Source organism: Anaerospora hongkongensis (assembly GCF_004339805.1).
In the GTDB taxonomy this organism is placed as follows: domain Bacteria; phylum Bacillota; class Negativicutes; order Sporomusales; family DSM-15969; genus Anaerospora; species Anaerospora hongkongensis.
Genome location: NZ_SLUI01000011.1, coordinates 46430 through 71316 on the forward strand (window position 1 = coordinate 46430; position 24887 = coordinate 71316).

19 protein-coding genes are annotated in these 24887 nt (G+C 48.7%); 11 read left to right on the forward strand and 8 right to left on the reverse strand.

Going from position 1 to position 24887, the window contains the following annotated elements; translation table 11 throughout:
- Nucleotides 1-64 precede the first annotated feature (64 nt).
- Both EV210_RS15860 and EV210_RS15865 read right to left on the reverse strand, forming a co-directional pair.
- Entirely contained in the window at nt 65-2680 is a 2616-nt protein-coding gene (locus tag EV210_RS15860; RefSeq protein WP_132082334.1) for an autotransporter outer membrane beta-barrel domain-containing protein, read from the reverse strand.
- The gene (locus EV210_RS15865) at nt 2601-3929 is read right to left on the reverse strand and encodes an autotransporter strand-loop-strand O-heptosyltransferase (protein WP_207900746.1); all 1329 of its coding nucleotides are present in this window, start codon (nt 3927-3929) and stop codon (nt 2601-2603) included. Before EV210_RS15865 ends, EV210_RS15860 begins: the two co-directional genes overlap by 80 nt.
- A gap of 338 nt (nt 3930-4267) precedes the next feature.
- On the opposite strand from EV210_RS15865, the gene EV210_RS15870 reads away from it, so the two are divergent.
- Both EV210_RS15870 and EV210_RS15875 read left to right on the forward strand, forming a co-directional pair.
- Complete coding sequence (locus EV210_RS15870) at nt 4268-5014, forward strand: response regulator transcription factor (protein WP_132082336.1); 747 nt, start codon at nt 4268-4270, stop codon at nt 5012-5014.
- Nucleotides 5001-7064, forward strand: a complete 2064-nt coding sequence (locus EV210_RS15875; protein ID WP_132082337.1) for a sensor histidine kinase — start codon at nt 5001-5003, stop codon at nt 7062-7064. Before EV210_RS15870 ends, EV210_RS15875 begins: the two co-directional genes overlap by 14 nt.
- 177 nt (nt 7065-7241) lie before the next feature.
- Here EV210_RS15875 and EV210_RS15880 read toward each other — a convergent pair whose 3' ends face one another.
- Complete coding sequence (locus EV210_RS15880) at nt 7242-8429, reverse strand: MFS transporter (RefSeq protein WP_132082338.1); 1188 nt, start codon at nt 8427-8429, stop codon at nt 7242-7244.
- A gap of 199 nt (nt 8430-8628) precedes the next feature.
- Here EV210_RS15880 and EV210_RS15885 point away from each other — a divergent pair, with 199 nt between their 5' ends.
- Complete coding sequence (locus tag EV210_RS15885) at nt 8629-9210, forward strand: TetR/AcrR family transcriptional regulator (RefSeq protein ID WP_132082339.1); 582 nt, start codon at nt 8629-8631, stop codon at nt 9208-9210.
- Between the two features lie 252 nt (nt 9211-9462).
- A complete protein-coding gene (gene mqo / locus EV210_RS15890; RefSeq protein WP_132082340.1) occupies nt 9463-10944 on the forward strand; it encodes a malate dehydrogenase (quinone) in 1482 nt (493 codons plus the stop codon).
- Between the two features lie 118 nt (nt 10945-11062).
- Here mqo and EV210_RS15895 read toward each other — a convergent pair whose 3' ends face one another.
- Complete coding sequence (locus tag EV210_RS15895; RefSeq protein ID WP_132082341.1) at nt 11063-11413, reverse strand: DUF4870 domain-containing protein; 351 nt, start codon at nt 11411-11413, stop codon at nt 11063-11065.
- Nucleotides 11414-11606: 193 nt separating this feature from the next.
- Here EV210_RS15895 and EV210_RS15900 point away from each other — a divergent pair, with 193 nt between their 5' ends.
- From EV210_RS15900 to ptsP, 6 genes are all read left to right on the forward strand, one after another.
- A complete protein-coding gene (locus tag EV210_RS15900; protein ID WP_132082342.1) occupies nt 11607-13646 on the forward strand; it encodes a sigma 54-interacting transcriptional regulator in 2040 nt (679 codons plus the stop codon).
- Nucleotides 13647-13841: 195 nt separating this feature from the next.
- Nucleotides 13842-14837: a dihydroxyacetone kinase subunit DhaK gene (gene dhaK / locus EV210_RS15905; RefSeq protein WP_132082343.1), complete on the forward strand. Its 996-nt coding sequence runs from the start codon at nt 13842-13844 to the stop codon at nt 14835-14837.
- Between the two features lie 36 nt (nt 14838-14873).
- A complete protein-coding gene (gene dhaL / locus EV210_RS15910) occupies nt 14874-15515 on the forward strand; it encodes a dihydroxyacetone kinase subunit DhaL (RefSeq protein ID WP_376749342.1) in 642 nt (213 codons plus the stop codon).
- The gene (gene dhaM / locus EV210_RS15915; protein WP_132082344.1) at nt 15516-15905 is read left to right on the forward strand and encodes a dihydroxyacetone kinase phosphoryl donor subunit DhaM; all 390 of its coding nucleotides are present in this window, start codon (nt 15516-15518) and stop codon (nt 15903-15905) included.
- 32 nt (nt 15906-15937) lie between these two features.
- On the forward strand, nt 15938-16204 hold the full coding sequence (locus EV210_RS15920; RefSeq protein ID WP_132082345.1) for an HPr family phosphocarrier protein: 267 nt from the start codon (nt 15938-15940) through the stop codon (nt 16202-16204).
- Between the two features lie 10 nt (nt 16205-16214).
- The gene (gene ptsP, locus EV210_RS15925; protein WP_132082346.1) at nt 16215-17942 is read left to right on the forward strand and encodes a phosphoenolpyruvate--protein phosphotransferase; all 1728 of its coding nucleotides are present in this window, start codon (nt 16215-16217) and stop codon (nt 17940-17942) included.
- Nucleotides 17943-17973: 31 nt separating this feature from the next.
- On the opposite strand, the gene EV210_RS15930 is transcribed toward ptsP, so the two are convergent.
- Nucleotides 17974-18873 (reverse strand): D-isomer specific 2-hydroxyacid dehydrogenase family protein, encoded by a 900-nt coding sequence (locus EV210_RS15930; protein WP_132082347.1) that lies wholly within the window; start codon nt 18871-18873, stop codon nt 17974-17976.
- Nucleotides 18874-18884: 11 nt separating this feature from the next.
- Nucleotides 18885-19670, reverse strand: a complete 786-nt coding sequence (locus EV210_RS15935) for an aspartate dehydrogenase domain-containing protein (protein WP_132082348.1) — start codon at nt 19668-19670, stop codon at nt 18885-18887.
- 231 nt (nt 19671-19901) lie between these two features.
- Here EV210_RS15935 and EV210_RS15940 point away from each other — a divergent pair, with 231 nt between their 5' ends.
- Nucleotides 19902-21224 carry an FAD-binding oxidoreductase gene (locus tag EV210_RS15940; RefSeq protein WP_132082349.1) on the forward strand — a complete coding sequence of 441 codons (1323 nt, stop codon included), beginning with the start codon at nt 19902-19904 and terminating at the stop codon, nt 21222-21224.
- Nucleotides 21225-21288: 64 nt separating this feature from the next.
- Here EV210_RS15940 and EV210_RS15945 read toward each other — a convergent pair whose 3' ends face one another.
- Together EV210_RS15945 and EV210_RS23340 are read right to left on the reverse strand one after the other, a co-directional pair.
- Nucleotides 21289-22308, reverse strand: coding sequence for a TRAP transporter substrate-binding protein (locus EV210_RS15945; RefSeq protein WP_132082350.1), 1020 nt, complete (start codon nt 22306-22308; stop codon nt 21289-21291).
- 226 nt (nt 22309-22534) lie between these two features.
- Nucleotides 22535-24796, reverse strand: coding sequence for an exosporium glycoprotein BclB-related protein (locus tag EV210_RS23340; RefSeq protein WP_279388509.1), 2262 nt, complete (start codon nt 24794-24796; stop codon nt 22535-22537).
- Nucleotides 24797-24887: the final 91 nt, after the last annotated feature.

Here is a 24887-nt window from a genome sequence, read left to right on the forward strand (position 1 = left end):
TGTAAAAAAATCCCCTGTTGTAGAAAATACAACAAGGGATTTGAGAATTAATAGTTTCGTTGGGTTAGAAGCTTCTGCGGAACCCGGCGTTCAGGAGCCAGGGGGTCCTGACCTTATCACCGGTAGTCTTGCTGGCTTCAAAATAGCCGCTGGTATTATCGTTAAATGCCGTTGTTATACCTAGGGCGAATTCCATATAAGTTTCCTTGAGATCTTCTCGCATGGTAACCGGGGGATTACCGCCGCTGGACATGGTGACATCGGAGTGAGCGTTAAACTCGCGGAGCAGGGAGGCTTGCAGATAAAAGCTGTTTTGCTTAACCGTCTTACCAACCATGACACCGAGACGGCCAATCACGCTGTTTAAGCCGCCTTGACTTACCGAGGTACCGTCAGAGGCGGTAAAGTCTGCGCTGGTAATCCGGTTAAAGGTGATTTCTGCCTGAGGCTCCAGATACCATTGATTATTGAGTGGTTTACGAAGGCCATATTCGGCAGACAGGCTGGTGCCCCAGTTGTTGTAACTCGCATCTACCCGGGTATTGTCAGCGTTTTCCAGGTAGCTGGTGAAGCTGTTTCTGAGGCGGCCTTGTTTTAGAATAAGGTCAAGAAAGTGGCCTTTATTGCCAAACCAACTGCTGTAGGCGCCAAGCGAGATGCTGCTGGCATCGCCAGTGCCGCGCTCCATGGTGGCATCAGCGTTTAGGTAACCCAGTGTGTAACCGGTAAAGCGTGTGCCGCTGTCAGAGGTATGCTTGGTATCATGACCGCCTTGGAGGGCGGTGTATTTTTGGGTAGTGTGCCTGCCATTACTACTGTTCGATTCCTGCTCGCCACTGTATATGCGGGCCCAGTCGCCGGTTTGGCCGGACCCTGTGCGCAGATCACCCATGCGCCGGATGAGATGGTTATTCTCATCGCGCCAGAGAGTGAGGGTATTGGCAACCGCATCATGGGCGGTGTACATCGTTTCACTGGCGCCGCCGCTGGATAAGCCGGTAATATACCATTCGACATGATCTTCACGTACGGACTGGATTGAGAAATCTTCGGCACCATTATCGCCGCTGCTGACTAAAACAGAAGATAGGATGGGAGTGTAACGGTAGGCACCAGAATCGGTGGCAACACCAGTAAAGGTGGTAGCCTCATCCGTTACAGTAGCAAAGCGGGCCGAACCGGAGATGGTAGATCCCTGTCCGAAGTTGGGATCATAGTTAACCTTTACTGTATTTGTAGTAGAACCGCCCTCAATGGTAATATGATCAGATTGGTTATTGGCAAGATCGGTATTGATGACAAAGTTGGCTGATCCCTGTGGATTAGACAGAGTAATGTTGTTGCCGATAGTTCCTGTTGTGGCTAACCGGATAGTACCGCCATTAATTTGCATATCGTATAACCATGCATTACCCTCACTGCGGAGAGCCACGGTGCCGCCAGAACCCACTATATTAGAGTCCGCTTCGGCATTATTCTCTAAATATTGAATCCCGCCGTTGTTAATAGTTGTTGATGTTACATTACCAAACTGAGTTACGATTTGTACTCCGCCTTGGTTGATAATCGACTGGCTGGCAGTGCCGCCTGAGTTTATGATTTGAGTACCGCCACTGTTAATGGTTGTCGAGGCAGCATTACCCGCCCAGTTTACATCTTGTGCACCGCCACTGTTAATCGTCGTCGATGTCGCCCTGCCATAGTAGTTCACATATTGTTTCCCACTATTGTTAATGGCGGTTGAACTTGCACTCCCATCAGCGTTTACGGCTTGTACGCCACCACTTTGAATAGTGGTGGAAGTTGCAGAGCCAAAGCCTATTATGCTCTGCGTACCACCATTTAGAATATCTGTAGAGACGGCTAGACCTCCGCTTACCTTCTGCAGGCCACCGCTGTTGATAGTTGTCGAAGTCGCCGTACCGCTGCTTTGTACATTCTGAATGCCACCACTGTTTATAGTTGTTATATTTCCATTGCCTCCGGTATTAATTTCTTGCGTACCACCGTTGTTAATGATTGTCAAAGTCGTGCTGCCTTCGGAGTCTACAATCTGTGTACCGCCGTTGCCAATGGTTGTCGAGGTAGCAGAGCCAAAGCTGTATATCTCCTGCACTCCGCCGTTTAGAATGCTTGTAGAGGTTGCTAAACCATTGCTTACTGCTTGTATTGCGCCGCTATGAATGACTGTTGAACTTGCAGTTGACGAGGAGCCAACGAATTGATAGCTACCAGATTCAAGTGATGTAGATATTGCCGTGCCGCCAGAGAGAAACTGACCGGCGCTGTTAATCGTTGTAGATGTGGCTGTACCGCCGCTATATATTGCTTGCCGTCCAGAATTTGTAATTGTAGTGGATATTGCTGTGCCACCGCTATAGATTTCCTGATAATCTGTGTTGGTTAGTGTTTCCTCGTTCACGCTCATACCTGAGGTAACTTCACGAGTGTAGGCATAAGCTGTGCTGAAGAATAGCTTATCCAGAATCTGGCCGCCATTAGGCAGTTGGGAATATAAGTCCTCTTGGATGAATTGACGCTGGAACGGAGTGTCCTCCGCCGTGATGGCAGCCAAAGGCAGCGTTAAGGGGGCAATACTGTTAAACCCGTTTACGGCCGCCATCAGAATGGAAAGGGTCTGCTGGGCGGTGAGCTTGTTTTTTTTCTTGCTGTTTACCATAATTAGAACTCCTCCTTAATTGTGGGGTTAATTGGTAATCAACCATCAGGCGATCAATCATGGCATTGACTTGTCCTGAGGTGATGAGACGCGTGCATTCAAATTGTCTATCAGTGTTTTGATGGCGCGGGCACCAGGCGAAGTCGTGATGAACAAATTCGAGGCTGCTGTCACTGAAACAGCCGTTACAGGTATGATAATTAATGACACGGTAGGGTGTATAAAACTCCATGTTAGGCAAACTAAAGCCGCTGATTAGCACAACCGGCTTGCCGATGCCCCAGGCCAGCCAGGAGAGGCCGCTTGACAAGCCCACAAAGAAATCGGCATGGTGCAAGAGACTTGCCCGTTGCGTGAGCGGCAATGGGCCGGTAAAGTCTTCTGCTCCGTAAGGAATGGTATTCCAGCGGCTGCCACTGCCATGGCAGATTTCTTTATCAATACACAGGACTCGGTAGCCTTTCTCCTTAAGATGTTTAATGGTGTTGAGCCAGCCTGTCGGATTGTTCCAGTATTTTGCCTGTGTTGTTGCTTGAGCGGCAATGCAGACATACGGCTCTGGAATGAGCCGCGTTGTATCAGGTGGAACAATCTGTGGACGAACTTCTTCTGGTTTAAGGCCCAGCAGATAGGGAATGGTTCGCTGCAGCCCGACAACCCGCCAGTCGACGGGTTGATGGATTCGGTCATCACAGGGGAAAAAAATTCCCATGTAATAGGAAGCATATATTTCGCCAGGTCGTTCTTCAGGACCGATGAAATGGAGATCGGGATAAGCGGGCTTAAACAACTCAGCAATTTCAGGCGCCATGGCGCAATAAACTTCGCAGCCATGTTTATATTTAAACTCCTGAGCATAAGGAAACCAGGCGATGATATCACCAAGCGTGCCGACAGGGAATTTTATGAGAACCTTTTTCCGGGCGGCATTATAGTCATGGCTAAGCATGAGCTTGTTGTCGCGGTAAACCTCCAGACGAAAATTAATGAAAAACTTTTTCGTGCTGGTGACAAGCACATCGGAGGCCGGAGCATCATAAAGCGTAAGACAGGCATCTTTATCAATTATTTTAACGCGCCAGCTGCCGGCAGGGACCTTGATGCGCGCGCCGTAATTAAAATCAAATGCGAGTCCTTCAATATCCGTTTTGCAGGTTAGTTCGCCAGCGTTAAAATTCATATATGGCGGCTTTTCAGGAAGGGCTGGAGCTGATACTGGGAGCTGGTTTGAAGCTTGCAGCTGATTCATAATTTGTCGTCCTTTCATGGCGGTACCTATTTCTCCACTCTTATCGTAATACGACTAATTATCCGTTACAACTAAAGATTGATAAGGAAATATTAAGGTGAAGTTTATAAATCTTTATAAATCTTTGTAAATGGAGTAATTTACCTATTTTGTTCGTTGATCAAGATAATTTCGCCATAAAAGCCTCTGGATGGCAGTACCTTTGGGTTTATTACGGCGTAGGCACATCCTTGTATCATCTTCGGGAAACCAAGCTTCCAGCAGGAGTTTAGCGAAGTAAATGTCGAATTATCTGGAAAGGATTCTTTTAAAATATTTTGATTTTTAGGGGTGGCAAGATGGCGGAGACGGTTATCTTAATTGTCGATGATGAGCTTGAGATATGTGAACTTGTCAGTATGTACCTATCAAAAGAAGGGTACCGTACACTGAGCGTGCATGATGGGGTTAGCGCAGTTCAGGCAGCCGTACAGTATCAGCCGGATTTAATCTTGCTGGATAATTTGCTGCCTGATTTAAATGGTGTAGAAGTTTGCGCACAGCTGCGTCAGCTCGTTGACGCTCCCATTCTCTTCATGAGTTGTAAAGGAGAAGAAAGTGATAAAGTGATTGCGCTGGGGATTGGCGGTGATGACTATCTTGTCAAGCCCTTTGGTCTCCGTGAAATGGTGGCACGGGTGAAGGCTCATCTGCGCCGGAGAAATAAAGTGGAAAAGGCTCATGAGATCCTGCAGTATGGCAGCTTGTGTATTGATATTACCAGCCGCTGTGTGTGGCACAACCGGCATCTTGTGAAACTATCGGGAACAGAGTTTGATATTCTTGTCCTGCTGGCGCGAAATCCGGGGATTATTTTCAGTGCTGAAGATATTTTCCGGAAGGTATGGTCGGTAGACGTCAATGAAGATGTGCGTACCGTTGTGGTTCATGTCAGCAATTTACGCAAAAAAATTGAAAATAACTCAACCCAGCCAACTTATATTCTGACGGCCTGGGGAACGGGCTATCAGTTTAACAGTGTTTGGGCGCAGCGGGGACTGGGAAGGACTCCGGCGGGAAAGCGAGAGCAGTTTGCAGTTACGTAATTTCAAAGGAGCTTACAGCTTTTTTATTGCTATTATTATTCTTATTATTACGGTTACGGTTCTCGCTGTTGTTTGGATCAGTGGGAAGCAGTCTGAACTGTACATCCATGATGGCTGGCATTACCGCTGGGGTGATTCGCCGGTTATGGCCGACGGACGGCTGGAATGGGCTGTGGCACCAAGGGAGCCCGAAGTATGGCTGGATACAAAATTCCCCGGGCAGCCTCCCGGCTGGGATGGTAAGAGTGTATTATGGCTGCATGGCATACTGCCGTCAATAGACTATGCCAAGCCAATCCTGTTTTTGGTGACAGTGAACCATCATATTGAGTGCTGGATGGATGGAAAGCGAATTTATCAGAGCGGGGAAATCCCTGTACCGGAAGGAACGGCTTATAACCCCTGGTTCCCCATGCATTTAATTGAATTGCCGGAAAAAGCAGCTGGGAAAGATGTTTATCTCAGAATTCATTCCAACGGACCGATTATCGGTTTGGGGGCCATGCCGCGCTTTGGCGGTTTACTAGAGATTACAGAAAGCCGCACCAAGCTGGACTTTTTCCGAACGGGGGCCGTTTTTCTCGGGTTATTCGGCGGCGGCGTGGCCTTTATTATGGCCTTGCGTAATAAGGGTCTAAAAAGTTATTACGCTTTTGCCGGAGGCGCGGTTTGTAACAGTATGGTAGGCCTGAGCGGGATTTTTAACATTCAAGCGTTGATCAAATCATCACAGGTTTTAATGCTTGTGACAATGGCCGGTGCTTTATTTGGACAGGGGTTTTTAATCTGGTTTTTAGAATCAATCGTACAAGAGCGTCACATAAAGCTGGTTCGTAGAATTCGTTATTTGCTTTTTATAAGTGCTGTATGTGGAATGCTGCAAGTGATCATTGATCCAGGCAAGAGCGTATTTTTAGTGAAAGTTGCGTTGATCACATTATTTCTCAATATTATTCTGCTGTTTTATGTATTTTGGGGGCAGTTGCGGACGAATGCGGAAGCGCGTATCTATGCAGCAGGCATTGGCGCCTGGGCTTTAGCATTAACTGCTGATGCCCTCCGGTCGCTGGGCATACTGGCCATGCCGATTTCCATCGGCGTATCAGGACAACTGGTGGATCTTAGCTGCCAGGCCTTTATCCTGTTGCAGCGTATCCGGCTGCTGTATCAGCAAAAAGAAGAAGCTGCCCTGCTGATTTCACGGAAGAATGAAGAGCTGAACCTTCTCAATAAACAAATTAATACCATCAATGAAAGCCTGGAGCGGCAGATCATGGAGCGGACTGGCGAGCTTCGGGCAACCACTTTTCTTTTGCAGCAGCAGAATGAGAAACTGGCTTGTATGGAAAAGGCACGTCAGCATCTGGTCAGTAATATTGCTCATGATTTACGCACACCGGTGATGATGATCCGCGGTTATGTGGAAGCCATCTTGGATGGCGTAGCCAATGAGCCAAAACATCAGGAAAAGGCGCTGCAGGTCATTCACAATAAAACCTTGCTGCTCAATAATCTGATTGAGGATTTTTTTACACTATGCAAACTAGAATCACGGATGCTGACCGTGGAATGGAAAACGGTGTTAGTCGGACAGTTTCTAACAGCAATCTTGGATTCTTACCAGGCAGATGCGGCGAAGATGAATGTAAAGCTGCTGCTGGAAGTACCTGATGAGATACGGGATAAGGCGATTAAGATTGACCGGTTCCGGCTGGAACAGGTATTTGCTAACTTAATTTATAATGCAGTGAAATTCACTCCCGCCGGAGGAAGAATTACAGTAGATGCCCGGACTGATCCGAATGGAGAAGAAGTTGTTTTTGCCGTTCAGGATACGGGAGTGGGAATTGCTGTTGAGGAATTAGAAAAAATATTTGACCGGTTTTATGCCGGTAGAGGTTCGATCATCCATAGTGTTGGCAGCAATACCGGCCTGGGACTGGCTATTGCTAAAGAAATTGTAGACATGCACGGCGGGCGTATCTGGGTAGAAAGTGAAATAGGCCGGGGCAGCGTATTTTATATTGCCTTGCCGTTATTGCAACAGTAAGGGAAAAACTCCCGCAGAGGCGGGAGTTTTTTGTTGGTCTAACAGTATTTTATATTGGACAGCAGGCGCATTTTGCGCCAGTACGGACATGGAGGCAGCGGCGCACGACAGCATGAAAAGCCTTACCGAATCAATAGAGGGGTAAGGCTTTTCATGCTGCTTGGCCGGATATTGTGGTTACCTTTCTTTATCACTAAAGTAATACAACAGTGCCCCAAGCGGCATGCTTAATCCAAAGAGTGCTGCCAGGGGCCAGCTGCCATAAGCATAGGCCCAGCCGCCTAACGCCGAACCGACTGCTCCGCCGACAAAGAAAACAGCCATAAATATTCCGTTTACCCGTCCGCGAACTTCAGCGCCGAGTGAATAGATTACACGCTGGCTGAGAACGAGATTGCCTGATACGGCCATATCTAACGTAATTGCGGCAATAACCATCAGTGCCAGAGAGAGCTCAAATTTGCCTGTAGCTGCAAGGGTTAGCAGAAAGGAAAGAATTGCAATGATAATAGCCAAGCCTGTAAGGCGTTTTGTCCAGCCCTTATCAGCCAATCTGCCTGCTATCGGGGCAGCTATGGCTCCAGACACACCGGCAAGTGCAAATAAGGCGATTCCCTGCTGGGATAAGCGGAAGTGGTCGGTCAGCCATAGTGGAATAATCGTCCAAAACAGGCTGAAAGCACCGAATAAGCAAGCCTGATAAAAGGAACGGCGGCGTAACAGCGCTTTTGTTGAGAAGAGATACCACAAGGAACCCAGTAAAGCACGATATGTTAGTGTTGGTGCCGGGGCGCGTTCTGGCAGAATAAAGGCCAGCATGCCGGCTAAGAGGGCTGTAACAGCTGCTGAGAGCAGAAAGACTGCCTGCCAGCTCCAGAAATCGGCAATAAAACTTGCTATTGGCCGGGCAAGCATAATTCCCAGTAGTAAGCCGCTCATTACATTGCCTACTACCTGGCCGCGCCGTTCTTCTGCTGCCAGATGAGCTGCATAGGGAACCAGGATTTGCGCAGCTACGGAACCCAGTCCGATAAACGCTGCTGCAATTAGGAAGACTGATCCATTATCGGCAAGGGCGGCTGCCAGTAATGCACAAACGACGATCCCGAGAGTGATTACCACTAAACGGCGATTCTCGTAAAGATCGCTGAGCGGAACGATGAATAACAGGCCTGCTACATAACCGATTTGTGTCAATGTTACGATGAGACCAGACGATGCCAAAGGAAGATGAGTTGCCATACTGATCGGGCCAACTAATGGCTGTGCATAATAGAGATTAGCAACAATTACCCCACATGCGACAGCTAATAGTAAGGTGACCCAATGGGGAATTTGCTGGGGTTTGGTTAATCCGTTATTCATATGAAATCCCTGCCTTACATTTTTTTCATTCAGCATAAGATTCCTGACAATACAAATACTGAACGTTTAGTTTTGTTGATATGCATATTATATACTGAACGTTTAGTATTGTAAAGAGGGTTTTGTTTCCCTTTGCAAAAAATATTTAGTATAATGAACGTATAGTTTTAGCTGAAAAATATAGCCGGGAGGTATTGTATTGGAAAAGAAAAAAGGGCGCCCTCGGAACGCCGCCACGGAAAAAGCCATACTTGCTGCCTCATATGATTTATTGCTGGAGAATGGTTTTGAATTTGTGACTGTTGAAAAAATTGCTGAACGGGCTAAGGTCAGTAAAGCCACCATTTACAAATGGTGGCCTAATAAAGCGGCAGTGGTTATGGATGGCTTTCTGTCTGCGGCGATGGCAAGGCTTCCCGTACCGGATACCGGTTCGGTTTTCCAGGATATTGTGCTTCAGGTATCTAACTTGGCGAACTTTTTAACCAGCCGGGAAGGACAGGTGTTGAATGAATTAATTGCCGAGGGACAGTTTGACCGGAAGCTGGCAGAGGAATACCGGTCCAGGTATTTTACACCGCGGCGGCTCGACTCGCGGCGCATTTTAGAACGGGGCGTGCAAAGAGGCGAATTAAAACAGGATTTAGATCTGGAACTTTGTATTGACTTACTCTATGGCCCGCTTTTTTATCGCTTATTGGTAACGGGGGAGAAAATCGATGAAGCTTTTATTGAAGTATTAATCAATTATGCTTTTACAGGAATTCAGCCCAAAAACTAAAAAACCGCAAAACAATAGCAGTTAAGTTGTATCCGGCTGCCGAAAAAGGCCGGAAGGTCATAGCGTACGCCTATTGTATAATAGCGAATAGATATTTTAAATATTTAAACAATAATGCTACCCTTATGGTAGAAGTCTTGTAGATATTGTAGAAATCGGGAATATTTTGCCGCTAAACCGGCAGATGGTGTGGCGACTAAGCAGGGACGCCGACGACTTTCCTGCAAATCTTGAATGTAAGGATGATCATGCATGAGCAGCATACAAAAGAAACAAGATGTTATCCTAATCGGCGGCGGAATTATGAGCGCTACACTGGGAGCATTGCTGAAGGAACTGGTGCCGGACTGGGAAATCACAGTATTTGAAAGACAGGCCGGCCCGGGTGAGGAGAGCTCCAATGAATGGAATAATGCAGGAACAGGTCATTCTTCGTTATGTGAGATTAACTACACGGTCGAACAGCCTGACGGTACGGTTGACATCAGCAAAGCAATTAAAGTCAATGAAGAGTTCCAGGTTTCCAAGCAGTTTTGGTCGTATTTGATTAATAGCGGACTAATCCGCAATCCGCGGGACTTTATTGTACCACTTCCCCATATGAGTTTGCTCCAGGGCGAACAGAATGTGGCTTTTTTGAAGAAGCGCTTTGAAGTGTTAGCGCAAAATCCGTTATTTCAAGGCATGGAGTATTCTGATGATCCGGCAAAATTAAGAGAATGGATTCCACTTATTATGCAAGACCGGGTCATGAACAAGCCGATGGCGGCAACAAGATACGAGACCGGAACGGATGTTAATTTTGGTGCACTGACACGCATGTTGTTTGCTCACTTGCAGCGTAAAAATGTTGTTGTAAAATGTAAGCATAATGTGGATGATCTTAAGCGCACTGCTGATGGTGCATGGGAACTGAAAGTACGCAATGTGGCCAGCGGGGCGGTCGAAAGGCATACGGCGAAGTTTGTCTTTATTGGCGGCGGCGGCGGCAGCCTTCATTTGCTGCAGAAATCGGGTATTCCCGAAGGCAAGGGGATTGGTGGCTTTCCGGTAAGCGGCATATTCCTGGTATGCCAGAAGCCGGAAATTGTCGCACAGCATCATGCCAAAGTGTATGGGAAGGCTCCTGTTGGTGCTCCGCCAATGTCTGTTCCTCATTTGGACACAAGATTAATTGATGGCAAGGAATCCTTATTTTTTGGTCCGTTTGCCGGTTTCTCCCCTAAGTTCCTGAAATTTGGTTCCATGTTCGACTTAATTACCTCTGTAAATGCCGATAATCTCATCACGATGCTGGCAGCCGGTGTCAACAATGTTTCACTCACGGCCTATCTGATCAGGCAGGTTATGCTGTCAAAGGAAGAACGGATGGCAGATTTACGGGACTTTGTTCCCAATGCCAAGAGCGAGGACTGGGAGCTGCTGGAGGCTGGACAGCGCGTGCAAATTATCAAGAATACGGCTGCCGGTAAAGGCACTCTGCAATTTGGCACAGAGGTTATCAGCGCTGCTGATGGTTCAATAGCCGCTTTGCTTGGCGCTTCCCCCGGTGCTTCTACTGCTGTTTCCGTTATGCTGGAACTGATGAAAAAATGCTTCCCGCAGCAGATGAAGGAATGGGAACCGAAGCTGCGGGAAATGATTCCTTCTTATGGAGTAGCACTGTCGAAGAATCCGGAGCTGATTAGCGAGATCCACGCCTCAACCGCACAAGCACTTGGCTTAAACAAGTAAGAAACTTTTGCTGTTGCGTGGCAGCGTTCATTCCAAAGATAAAATAAAACGCTATTTTCATTAATGAAAATAGCGTTTTATTATTTACTGCCAGTGATAGGTCAGGCTGATCTTCTAATTAGTCTAATTTGTGAACAAGCCCTTGAATGAAGGGGTATTCGTAGAGCTGACCATCAACCGATTTTATAGCAGCGATAATCGAAGTGATGAGCAAAAGCAGCCAGAGCAGTGCTACTACCGGGATCAGCAGAAAACCAATCAGCGCGACACATAATAAACCGGTTATGACTGAAGCAGCTAAAATGGCGAGATGAGCGACTAAGGCCTGTTTGGCATGATGGTAGACAAAAGCATCTTCTTTTCGCAGCAAAAAAATAACCAAAGGGGCAATAATAAAGCCGATTCCTCCCAGTAAATAAGCCAGATGGGCTAGAACCGCCAGTAATTTTTGTTCTCCTGAAATGAGCATTACGGTCCTCCTTGTAGTTCCTTTTTATTAATATAGTACAAATGCGCCAAGAAGTATACTGTCATACAAGGGAAAAGCATAGTTTTCTCTTTTGAACTTGAAGGAGCCTATTACCGGTTATGGCGAACTATTCCTGCAGTAGTAGATTTATGAATATTCCAAATACCGATAAAAATAGCGGGAGGAAGCCAATATGCTGAAAACGATTATCCGCCATGAAAAGGGGCTGCATACCAGGGTAGCGGCTATGGTAGTCCAGCAGGCCGCACAACTGCAGCACCGGTACGGCGTAATTTTATATATTCATGACCAAAAGGGCAATAAAATTCCTGCAAGCAGCTTATTGCCGCTGGTGGCGCTGCATATCCGGGCAGGTGATGCTATCTGGATTTCAGCAGATCAGGCGGAAAAAGTTGAGCCAGTTCAGGCTTTAGCACAGCTGCTGGAAAGCGATTTTGCCCTGCTGGATGCAGTGACACTCAGCGGAGTGGACAGAATGCTGCAGGATCAGGCGGTAGCTGCTGAGCAAATCTTTGCGAGTCTGGCGCATGGTCTGCTGGTAACGGATGAGCAGGATATTGTTACTGTTTTTAATCCGGCAGCAGCCCGGCTGATGGAGCTGGATGCGAGCGTGGTAATTGGCAAACCAGTGCAGGAGGTTATTCCTGATACCCGCCTGCATATTGTCAGGCAAACAATGACGGCGGAGATCGGTTCACGGCAAGTTTCCGGCAGCTCAGTCCTGATTACGAATCGTACACCGATTATTGTCGAAGGACAAGCCAAGGGGGCTGTGGCTATATTTGAAGATATTTCTTCTCTGGAACGTACGATGGGTGAATTGCGGACGGTGCGGGAATTACAGGAACGGCTGCATCTGATTCTGGAGTCAGTGGAAGACGGAATTTGCGTTGTTGATGCGCAGGGCTTGATTACTTACGTCAATCCCTCCTACTTGCGTATAACCAAAATGGAGAGGTCTGATATTGAGGGAAAACTCATATCCCTTCTTTCCCCACGCGGCGCAAGGGCTAGAGTGCTGGTAACCGGCCAGCCTGTCCTTGGTCACATCAGCCGCAAAGCCAATGGACAAACAATCGCCGCCAATGTGACTCCCATTATTGTGGATGGCGAAGTTGCCGGTGTGGTTTCCATTGTAAAAAATATGTTCGAAGTAGAAGCATTGATCGATAAATTGCATCAAGTAACCGAACAAGCGGAATACTTGGAACAGGAACTCAGGCGCAGCCGTAAGCCGGTTCAGGCTTTTGACCGGTTTATTGGGAGATGCGGCAAGGTGGTAGAGGCACTGGCCATTGCCGGTAAAGCAGCCGAAGGCGCAGCCACTGTTTTAATCCGCGGCGAAAGCGGTACAGGCAAGGAACTGGTGGCAGAAGGTATTCACTTTGCCAGCCCCAGAGCTGGCAAGCCTTTTATTCGGGTCAATTGTGCGGCTATTCCGGCTGCGCTGCTGGAAAGTGAGCTGTTTGGGCATGAGCGGGGGGCTTTTACAGGGGCTGTTAGACGCAAACCTGGCAAGTTCGAGCTTGCTCACGGCGGTACGCTTTTCTTAGATGAGATCGGTGACATGGAAAGGAGTATGCAGGTTAAGCTGCTCAGGGTTTTGCAGAAAAGAGAGTTTCAACGTCTGGGCGGTGAGGAGACACTGCAGGCTGATGTCCGCATTATTGCGGCAACGAATCAGGACTTAGAACAAATGATGGCTTGCGGCACTTTTCGTGAGGACCTCTATTACCGGCTGAACGTGATACCAATTTTTCTGCCGCCATTGCGGGAACGGCAGGAAGATATTCCGTTGCTGGCTGAATTTTTTTTGAACCGGCATGCCGGTTCTCTGCATAAGCCGTTTCGCGGTATCCGGCAAGAGGCACTGGAAGCACTTTGTCGTTACCGTTGGCCGGGCAATGTGCGGGAACTGGAGAACGTTGTAGAGCGAATGGTGACTTTAGCTGACGGACCTTATATTGAGTTTGATACTTTGCCTGTTTATTTGCGGGAGTTACCGGCAGCCTCAGGCGTCAGCCATACAGAGAGTGAAGTTATTTTACCGTGGGCTGATTATGAGAGAGAGATTATTGAAAAAGCGTTAGTCCGGTATGGCAGCTTCAATCGTGCTGCAAAAGCATTGGGGGTAACGCATAAAACCGTTGCAGCAAAAGCACGAAAATACGGATTGATGAAAATGCTTTCTTGGGAAAAAAGATCCAAATAGGTAAAATGTATCAAATGATTTTGTAAGGATTGATCTTTTTTACCAAGCTATGGACAGGCGGCGGTTACGGCAGCTTTATTTGTAAGGCTTCTGGCCTTGGCACGGTTGTTGCTATAGTAATCAATAGAATTGTCCTAACAAACCCTTTTACATCCAGATCAGTGAGAGATGAAATGATGAAATGGAGGAAAACGTATGAAAAAGATCATCAATAATCCCGATCATGTAGTAGAAGAAATGTTGCAGGGCGTAGTAAAGGCTCATCCCCAGTATGTTAAGCGGGTAGAAGGATTCAATGTAGTGGTGCGTTCAGGCGGTCCGGCGGCGAAAGTCAGTTTGGTCAGCGGCGGAGGCAGTGGGCATGAACCGGCCCATGGTGGCTTTGTCGGCAAAGGTATGCTGGATGGTGCTGTGGCTGGAGCAGTATTTACTTCCCCTACTCCCGATCAGGTATTTGAAGCAATTAAAGCGGTTAACGGCGGCAAAGGGGTATTGCTTATCATTAAGAATTATACCGGTGATGTCATGAATTTTGATATGGCTGCGGAAATGGCAGCAGCGGAAGGTATTGAAGTTGAAAAAGTAATTGTCAATGATGATGTGGCTGTTGAAAATAGTACGTGGACAATCGGGCGGCGCGGAATAGCTGGTACTATACTGGTGCATAAGATTGCCGGTGCAAAAGCGGAAAGCGGTGCCAGTCTTGCTGAAGTAAAAGCCACGGCGGAAAAAGCGATTGCAGGCATCCGGTCAATGGGGATGGCACTGGCACCCTGCACGGTTCCTGCCGCCGGCAAGCCAAGTTTTATACTGGCCGATGATGAAATTGAAATTGGCATGGGTATTCATGGTGAACCGGGAACGCATCGCGAAGCTTTGCGTTCAGCCGATGAAATTACAGCGCATTTAATGGAAAAAATTCTAAAGGATCAGCCGTTGGCAGCAGGGGACGAAGTAGCAGTGCTGATTAACGGTCTTGGCGGAACACCTACGATGGAGCTTTACATCGTTAACCGCAAAGTAGGGGATATATTGTCAGGGCAGGGTGTAAAAGTAGCGAAAACATATGTAGGCAATTATATGACATCCCTGGAAATGGCCGGTTTCTCCATTACTGTGCTCAAGCTGGACAGTGAACTGAAGGAGCTGCTGCTGGCTCCGGCAGATACCCCCGCCTTCGTACAATTTTAACTGAAGGTTACTGTGAGGCATAAGGAGGAAATCATCGTGAGCAATAAAGCCGTGGCGGCAATGGAATACATCGGTGAAGCAATTATTCGCAACAAGGATTTATTAACTAGTCTGGATACGGCCATTGGCGATTCCGATCACGGCATCAATATGGCCCGCGGTTTTGAGGCAGTGAGCGGCAAACTGCGTACTTTGCCAGAAGAGGCAGACATCGGCCTAGTGCTGAAGACGGCCGCAATGACGCTTATTTCTACAGTCGGCGGTGCTTCAGGACCCCTTTATGGAACGGCCTTCCTGCGGGCTGCAGCCGTGACAGCGGGGAAACAGGAAATGGACGCCCCGGCTGCGGCTGCCGCACTGGAGGCTGCCATTCAGGGCATCAAAGAACGGGGCAAAGCAACGCAAGGGGAGAAAACCATGCTTGATGCCCTGGAACCGGCTTTAGCTGCTTTTCGTGAGGGAATGGCAGCAGGAAGATCGGTCAGGGAGTGCCTGGATTTAGCTGTAGCCGCTGCAGATAAAGGGGTGGAATACACAAAAACAATTATTGCTACCAAAGGGCGGGCCAGCTATCTGGGGGAACGAAGCTTAGGCCATCAGGACCCCGGTGCAACTTCGGCGGCGCTTATTCTCACCGCATTCGCCGAATTTTATGGAAAACAGCAGGGGGTGCTGTAATTGGTCGGTATTGTGGTAGTGTCCCATAGTGCGAAAGCTGCAGAAGGAATCGTGGAAATGGCTGCACAAATGGCCCGGGATGGTCAGAAAATCATTGCTGCCGGAGGTGCTAACGGTGCAATCGGTACCGATGCTGTACGAATTGCGGCAGCGATTGAAAAAGCGGATACCGGTGATGGTGTTGTGGTGGCTGTGGATCTGGGCAGTGCCGTACTCAGTGCAGAGACTGCGCTGGAGTTTTTGCCTGAAGACTTGCGCGAGCGGGTGCAGATTGCAGATGCGCCGGTATTGGAGGGCACGGTCAGTGCTGTAGTGCAGGCTTCGCTTGGCAGCGCGCTTGCTGAGGTGCTGGCCACTGCTGAAGGCGCACGGGAATTGCGTAAAAAATAGCTGCTGCTTGCAGCGGGGAAGGAGTGCAAAAGATGAAGCAAGCAACATTGAAGTTAACCAACCGGCTGGGACTGCATGCCCGGCCGGCGGCACAGTTTGTTCAGACGGCCGCTAAGTTCAGCAGCAAAGTCACTCTGACCGGCAATAATAAAACGGTAGACGCAAAGAGCGTGTTGTCCGTCATGACAATGGGCTTGACAGGCGGAATGGAAGTTACGCTTATTGCCGAAGGCGAAGATGAAGCAGCTTGCATTGCTGCATTATCCGAACTGATTGAAAGTCAGTTCGGCGAAGAGTAGGTGTGGCAGGATGAAAACCCTGAAAGGAATTGGAGCAGTAGCCAAAACAGCAATTGGCAGAATCAAAACGGTAGCTACTGACCTGTCGGACTATTTTCACGGGTACTCGCGGGAAACTCCCGAAAAGGAAATAGCGAAGCTGCTGGCTGCTCTCTCTGAGGCTGATGAACAGCTGAGCCGGATGATTCAGAAGGCAGCAGGCGGAGGCGATTCTGCTCAAGCCGCAATTCTTGAAGCTCATAGAACGATGCTAATCGATCCGGCGTTAAAAGCTACGGTGTTGCAAAAGCTGGATGAAGGAGAAGGAGCACCGCAGGCGATGCTGGCAGTAGCAGAGCAGTATGCGGCGATGCTTGCCTCTCTGGACGAGCCGTACCTGCGGGAGCGAGCTGCCGATGTGCTGGATGTGGGCCGGCGAGTTGCGCGAATCCTCCTGAAGGTTGATCGTATAAGCACGGGCAGTGCAGGGGTAATTCTTTGTGCTAAGGAAATTGAACCCTCGCTGTTAGCGGAAGCTGGCAATGAAACGTTGCAGGGAATAATTCTGGGGCACGGCAGTACTACTTCTCATGCTGTAATTATTGCAAAGGCCAAAGGTCTAGTGACGATTGTCGGAATCAATGATCTTTCCCTGTTAACAGAAGGTCTGGAAGTCGTTTTGGATGGAAAAAACGGCGAGGTGATCATTGATCCCTCGCCGGAAGTACGGGCCTTTTATCAGCAGCAGATTGGGCAAGAAACAGAACAGCTGGCTGTTCAATTGTCACAGGTCAGTGAGCCGGCAATTACGCAGGATGGGTACCGTGTTCAGCTGGCTGCGAATATCGGGGTGCCTGGCGATATGGAAAGAGCCGTTGAGTTCGGCTGTGAGGGAGTTGGCTTATACCGCACCGAGTTTTTGTTTATGGGAAGAAATCTTCCTCCCGGTGAGGATGAACAGGCCGAACTCTACCGGCAGGTAGTTCAGCAGTGTGGTCAGTCTTTGTGTATTATCCGTACAATGGACATTGGCGGGGATAAACCGCTGGCCTATTTGGATATCGGTCAGGAGGATAATCCATTTTTAGGCTGGCGGGCTATTCGCATATCGCTTGACCGTCCGGAATTGTTTGTGACGCAGCTGAAGGCTATTTTGCGAGCGGGGGTTTCCGGTAAAGTTGCGATTATGCTGCCCATGGTTATCAGTGCAGAAGAGATAAGAAAGGCTAAAGCCTTTATCGCTCAGGCTGCCCAGGAACTGGAACGGGAAGGGAAGGCTTTTTCGCGAAATGTTCCGCTGGGAATTATGGTGGAAACTCCGGCGGCTGCTGTTTTAGCCCCGCTGTTAGCCAAAGACTGTGATTTTTTCAGTATCGGTACCAATGATCTGGTACAGTATACACTGGCGGTAGACCGCGGCAATGCCAGGGTTAGCAAGCTCTACAGCCATTATCATCCGGCAATTCTCCGGCTGGTAGACGGTGTCATCCGGGCAGCTCATGAAAACGGCATCTGGGCAGGGATGTGCGGTGAAATGGCCGGTGATCCAGGAGCGGCTATGCTGCTGACCGCTATGGGAATTGATGAGTTGAGTATGAGCGCTGCCTCTATACCGAAAGTAAAAAGTGTGATTCGCGGTATTGATAAACTTGGCGCTGAAAGACTGCTGCAGCAGGTCTTCGAAATGGATGATGCCGAAAAAATTAAGGTGTTTGTACAAAAAGCGCTTGATGAGCAAACGACCTCAACCCATGCGTAAGCGGGGTTGAGGTCGTCCTGCTTTTCGATTACTAATTATCCTGGAGATAATCTGCTATATTTCTTAGGGCTTTTTCACTTAGACGGATATAGGCTTGTTTCGTAAGGCCTGAGGACTTGTTGATACAATTTACATGGGGATTATCGAGCAGCTTGCCGGTAGGATCACCGAGTGCGGCTGCAGTGTCACAGAAAAATTCATTAGTACCCTGACCGAGCCACTTAGTCAGTGCAGGTATGTCGTGCGACGGACCGATAGACGTATTAAACAGCATCTTGTGATTGCCCAGCCAGGAAAATTGTTCTTCGTGCAGTAAAGTGACGTTTTTATTCAGGCAGGTGCAAGCGGCATCTACAGTAGTCAGCAGTTCCTTCAAGGGGAGATATTTAATATTGCTTGCCTCCTGTTCCGGTTTACGGGTGCGGCTGTAGTAATATAAATCCGCTCCAAGGGCCTGAAGACCTTGGGCAATCAATTGTCCCGAAGTGCCAAGGCCAATAATGCCTACTTTTAAATCAGTCAGTTCCACCGGAACTTCCTGCCATTGCTTGTTTCCAAAGCCGTGGAGGTAGCGGATCAGCTCGCTTGCTACGTATTCGACAACTCCCTGGTCCCCGTAGTCCCGCACGCCTGTTACCGTAATATTTTTTGCCCGGGCAGTCCGAATATCCACATTGGCGCTTTCCTCCGAATATAGACTGCAGCACATACCGATGTAGCGGATTGCGGGGCAGGCAGCAAGAATATTTTTATCGATACGGCTGGTGTAACTGAGCAGTATGGCATCAGCATCGCCGATACGCTGGATGATTTCCTGATCATTTTGCGGAATATCCGGGAAAAGAGTAACCTCTTGTGCATAGTCAACAAGCTGTTGTTTAGCGGCAGCAGTAAGATTCAACGGCTCAATAGCAACCAGCTTTTTAAACATAATAATACCTCCTAGAATACAATCGGAGCAGCCGCATTTTGTAAAACCGCTACAATGCTCCAGGCTGCAACCGCACTGGTACGGGAATAAATATGGAGTTCAGCCCGGACTTCCTCACCTTGTACCTCGATCTTATATTCATCACCTTGAAAACCGGGAACCACTTTTATATTCATTGTTGTGTTTTCCGGTCCTGCGCTGGCAAGGGCAGTAGCGATTGCGACATTTACCTTGGTTGGTAAAAGTGAAATAGCTTCTTTGGTCGTACCGGCAAAAACTTGCTGCTCAGCTGCAATGTGCAGGAGATCATCCGTGAATAAGGGGGTGTTTTTCAGTGATAAAGGGGCCTTTTGAGCGGACATGGATGCGGTAATGGGGCTCATTAACGCTGCCGTGCGCAGGATATCAAATCCGCCCACTGCACCGCTGGCAATATATACCCGGCGCTGATACTGCGTGGCAGCTGCTTTTATGTGCTCGTAAAACTCCCTGTCGGCGAAGGCGCCAATCGATAAGACAACAATGTTGGAACCGCTTTTTAGGATTGTTTCACAATAGCTTTGCACGGCTTTTACAGAGGCGGCCTCAGCTGTAAAATCGGGCTTTTCGGCCATAAGCTCTTCAATACTGGCACAAGCTTTGCAGCCGTGATGCTCAGCGAAAGCCTTGGCCCGCTCATAATCTCTGCCCATCACTGCTATTAACTCATAGTCCGGCAGGTAACCGGCCTTTATTGCATTAGCTACGATTTCATTAAGATAGCCGCAGCCGAGCAGTGCTAATTTGAATTTTGCCATTATGCACCTCGCTTCTCGATATTTGTAAAGCAATTTCGTATTATTTCTTGTGACAATTAGGGAATTTTTCTATATTATGTGCTTTTATTCGATACACATGGCAGAATGCCTTTGCCTGCCGGTTCCATGTAGTGATTTTTCTCCTCCTGCAGTTCCTTTAGACGACAGATGTAGCAATAATTTTCTAATTTACATATTATACACAAAAGGTAAAATAGGCAGGTGAAGAATTTGAATTGTAAGGAGCTGTCGGGAGCGGTTGTAGTACCGGGAGATCCTGAGTACGAGCAAGCCAGACAGGATTATAACATTGCCATTGAACAATATCCGGCAATTATTGTATATTGCTTTGATGAATATGACGTAGCGAATGCGATATGCTGGTCAAGCGAGAAGGGATTGAGGTTAAGAATCCGCTCGGGCGGCCATAACTATGAGGGTTACTCAAACGGCACATGTAAAATGGTAATTGATACTTCGCCAATGAACCAAATATGCGTAAACACAAGTGATGAAACGGTAAGAGTGCAGGCTGGCACGAGATTATTGCCTTTATATGAATGTCTAGCGAAGTATGGTTTTGGCTTTCCAGGAGGAACATGCCCTACGGTTGCAATTTCCGGATTGGTTCTGGGCGGCGGAATCGGATTATCTACCCGTTACTTAGGGCTGACGGCAGATAATCTTTTGGCAGCAACGATGATTGATTATCAAGGAAGGAGGCTGACTGTAAGTGAAGATTGCAACTCCGAGTTATTTTGGGCGTTAAGAGGAGCCGGGGGAGGTAATTTCGGGGTTGTTACCGACTATCAATTTAAAGTGAAAAGAGTCGATAAAATTACTCTTATCCAATTACGCTGGGATGATAATCAAGCAGCTAGATATCGTTTTCTGCAGGTATGGCAGAATTGGCTGCCTGGACTGGATTACCGGGTGAGTATGTTTGGCGGAATTTTTCAATCCGGCGCATGGGTAAATGCATTTTTTTACGGTTCCCTGGAAGAAGCCCGCCATCTGTTTCAGCCGCTTTTAGAGATACCAGGCATAACCGTTGAAAACTTTCAATATATACCGTTCATTAACGCTGTAAAAAAAATTGGGGCAATCTATCCTAAACAGGAGGCATTCCAGGCAGCAGGGCGATTTGTCCAAAGAAGGTTTTCACAGGCTGAACTGGCAAACCTTATCGAAATTATGGATAAAGCACCGACCAGCCGGAATTCTTCTATCCGCGTATATTCACTGGGTGGAGCTGTCAGAGATATGATGAATGATAACGCGTTTACTGACCGTCAGGCTGATTATATTATCGCTATTGTGTCTTCCTGGGACGACAGCCGCGATGCCGCAAGGCATCGGGCGTGGGTAGAAGCGGGCTTTGATTATATCTATACCATCACTAACGGATCGTATATTAATTTCCCCTACAGCTTAACCCCAAAATATCAACAGGCTTACTACGGAAGTAATCTGCGCAGACTGCAAGAGGTAAAGGAGGCTTACGATCCTTGTAATGTATTTAGCTTTCCGCAAGGCATTAGGCTGCCGTTGTAAGGTTGACTTAGCATGACGGGAATAATAAAACACTGCCTGGTTAGGCAGTGTTTTATTATTCTTGTTATTTACGCGCCTTATCGATACTGTCAAGGACATCCTTGTAGTCAGCACCGTACTTTTCAATTACCGGCTTAACAGCAGCCTGCCACGGCTTAAGGTCTTTTACTTCCGTAATTGTCACGCCATTAGCCCGGATCTTGTCTTCTGCTTCTTTTTCCGTTTTTGCCCAAACTTCCCGTTGATAAGCAACCGAATCCAGCGCGGCTTGTTTAATTAGTTTTTGATCGTCCGGGGATAGTTTATCCCAGGCAACTTTACTAATTAATAAAACTTCAGGGATTCGTTGATGGGCATCCAAAATGAAGTGTTTTGCAGACTGATAGTGGTTTTGCGCAACAAAAGTAGGATAATTATTTTCCGCTCCATCGATTACACCTGTTTGCAACGCACTGAATATTTCTCCTGCCGGCATGGGTGTTGCACTGGCACCTAAAGCGGCAACCATTTCCATATTGATTTTATTTTGCATCACACGGATTTTTAAGCCTTTGAGGCTGTCGATGCCGGCAAGCGGCTTAAGTGAGTAAAAGCTACGGGCACCGGCAGTGTAATAGGCCAGGCCTTTCATACGGGAAGGCTGCAGATCGTTCAGCATTTTTTCGCCCATTTCACCATTTAGGAATTTCCACATATGTTCTTCGCTGTCAAAAATATAGGGTAATGAAAATACGCTCATCTGCTTATTAAATTCACCTAACGGTGATGAGCTTACGCGTGTAAATTCAATGGCACCCAGTTGGACTTGTTCCAGAACTGCCTTTTCTTCCCCTAACTGCGCTCCGGGGAAAACATCAATACTAATACGGCCGTTAGAGCGTGCTGCTACCAGCTCGGCAAACTTTTTGTCACCTAACGTTACCGGATGCTCGGCAGGATTGCTTTCTGCCAGGCGGAATTTGTACTTTGCCCCCTCTTTTGGAGCTTCTGTAGCTTTGGAATCCTTCTGTCCGCAGCCGGATAACAGCATAGACCCTGCGACCACAACAGTCAAGGCCGCAATCATAAGTTTTTTGGTATACATATCCCAGGCCTCCTTATGTTTTGAGGATTACCCCGATTTATTGGCCGGATAGCAAATGCTTACCCTTGTCCAACAAAACTCGTGATTTTTATCCAGATAATTCCAATTATTCTATATAATGAATAAAATGCCTTTGCAGCCTTGTTCCATGTTGTGAAATATTTCAAGCTATATAAAACCAAGCCCGCGTTGCTTCATACAAGTAACGCGGGCTTGTCGTTAGCGGTTAATCGATTGTAATTCCTGCGCTGGCATAACCGGATAATGAGTTTGCCAGGCTGAGGCCTGTAGCTGTTGCATAAAAGACCATCAGCAGCCGGGAACCAGCAGTTACCGGTATAGAAAGCCCAGTTGTAAGGACACTGGCGCTGTCACCTGTCTGGGGTGTACCGGTATAAGGCGGGACTAATGTTACCGTACTGCCGGCAAGAGGCGTAAAAATATTACCGCCCGTGGTTGATTCATAAAGCTCTGCAAAAATAGTGATTGTTGTCCCCACAATTGTTAATGGATCCGATAGAGTAAAAAAGGCAGCAAAGGAAGATAGTGTTCCACTTTTGGAAACTGAAAAAGCAAAATTTAGTGTTGCGCCATTACTCGTAAGGTCTATAGTCGGACCAAGATTGTCTGGACCGCTGTTAGAATTGCCGAATCCCAATAGTGCAGGGACTCCTGCTGAGCCATCTGCAAGTGTGTTTAAGGCAATAACAGAACCGGATGAAAAAGGAATCATAGTTCCTGAGCCAGTAGCACCGGTCTCACCGGTAGCCCCAGTAGCCCCCGTTTCCCCGGTTGCGCCTGTAGCACCAGTCTCGCCAGTTGCGCCAGTGGCCCCGGTTGCGCCTGTCGCCCCAGTCTCGCCGGTTGCACCAGTCTCGCCGGTTGCGCCTGTTGCGCCAGTCTCGCCAGTAGCACCGGTAGCCCCGGTTTCGCCGGTAGCGCCAGTCGCGCCGGTTGCGCCTGTTGCGCCAGTCTCGCCGGTTGCTCCAGTAGCCCCGGTCTCGCCGGTTGCACCTGTGGCTCCAGTAGCTCCGGTCTCGCCGGTTGCACCTGTGGCGCCAGTAGCCCCAGTCTCGCCAGTTGCCCCAGTAGCCCCGGTCTCGCCGGTGGCTCCTGTCGCCCCCGTCTCGCCTGTAGCACCAGTAGCCCCAGTCTCGCCGGTTGTGCCAGTAGCCCCAGTCTCACCTGTTGCGCCGGTAGCACCCGTTTCGCCAGTTGTGCCAGTAGCCCCCGTCTCGCCGGTTGTGCCAGTAGCCCCCGTCTCGCCGGTTGTGCCAGTAGCACCCGTCTCACCTGTTGCGCCGGTAGCACCCATTTCGCCAGTTGCGCCGGTGGCACCCGTTTCGCCAGTTGTGCCGGTAGCGCCAGTTGTGCCAGTAGCCCCAGTCTCGCCAGTGGCTCCAGTAGCACCGGTTGCACCTGTGGTGCCCGTTTCGCCGGTAGCCCCAGTAGCCCCCGTCTCACCTGTTGCGCCGGTAGCACCCGTTTCGCCAGTTGCCCCGGTAGCCCCAGGAGCACCAGTCTCGCCGGTTGCACCAGTTGTGCCTGTGGCCCCAGTAGCCCCAGGAGCACCAGTCTCGCCGGTTGCACCAGTTGTGCCTGTGGCCCCAGTAGCACCTGTGGCCCCAGTGTCGCCAGTTGCGCCAGTAGCACCCGTTTCGCCAGTTGCGCCGGTAGCACCCGTTTCGCCAGTTGTGCCGGTAGCACCCGTTTCGCCAGTTGTGCCGGTAGCACCCGTTTCGCCAGTTGTGCCGGTAGCGCCAGTAGCCCCAGTAGCCCCAGTTTCGCCAGTGGCCCCAGTAGCTCCGGTCTCGCCAGTGGCACCTGTGGCACCAGTCTCGCCAGTAGCGCCGGTTTCACCGGTTGCGCCAGTAGCGCCGGTTTCACCGGTTGCGCCAGTAGCCCCAGTCTCGCCTGTAGCGCCAGTAGCCCCGGTCTCACCAGTAGCACCGGTAGCCCCGGTTTCGCCAGTAGCCCCGGTTTCGCCAGTAGCCCCAGTTTCGCCGGTGGCCCCAGTGGCGCCGGTCTCGCCAGATGCGCCAGTAGCACCTGTGGCGCCAGTCTCACCAGTAGCCCCCGTCTCTTCAGGTATTTCAATTAGCACCAGGGATGCTTGAATAGGGACTATTGTTGAATAGGAGACCGTGGAAACGGTTCGATTAACTAAGCTGAATGTCATGGGTGTACTTGCGACTTGAATAAGTGCAAAACCGACGACGCCGCCTGTCTTAAGTGGTGTATCACCAATTAATTCATTTCCCTGTGAAGTTACAATGGAAAAAGAAATTCCTGTTGTACCCGCAACCGCCTGTGTTGCTACCCACCAATTGACAACATATCTTCCAGGTTTATTTATGGTTATTACACCCGTTAAAGTATCATAACTGATTGCACCAAAACTACTGACGACTGTCTCAAATACTACATTACTGTTGGCAGCCACCGTGCCAGCCAGATTTCTTTCAAGCTGCAGTCCTAAGGTATCCACATATCCGACCTCCTTTGTCATTGGAGTTCCACGTAGCATAATAAAAAAGATTTACATATTATGATATGTAAATTCTGGATAAATCGTGAGT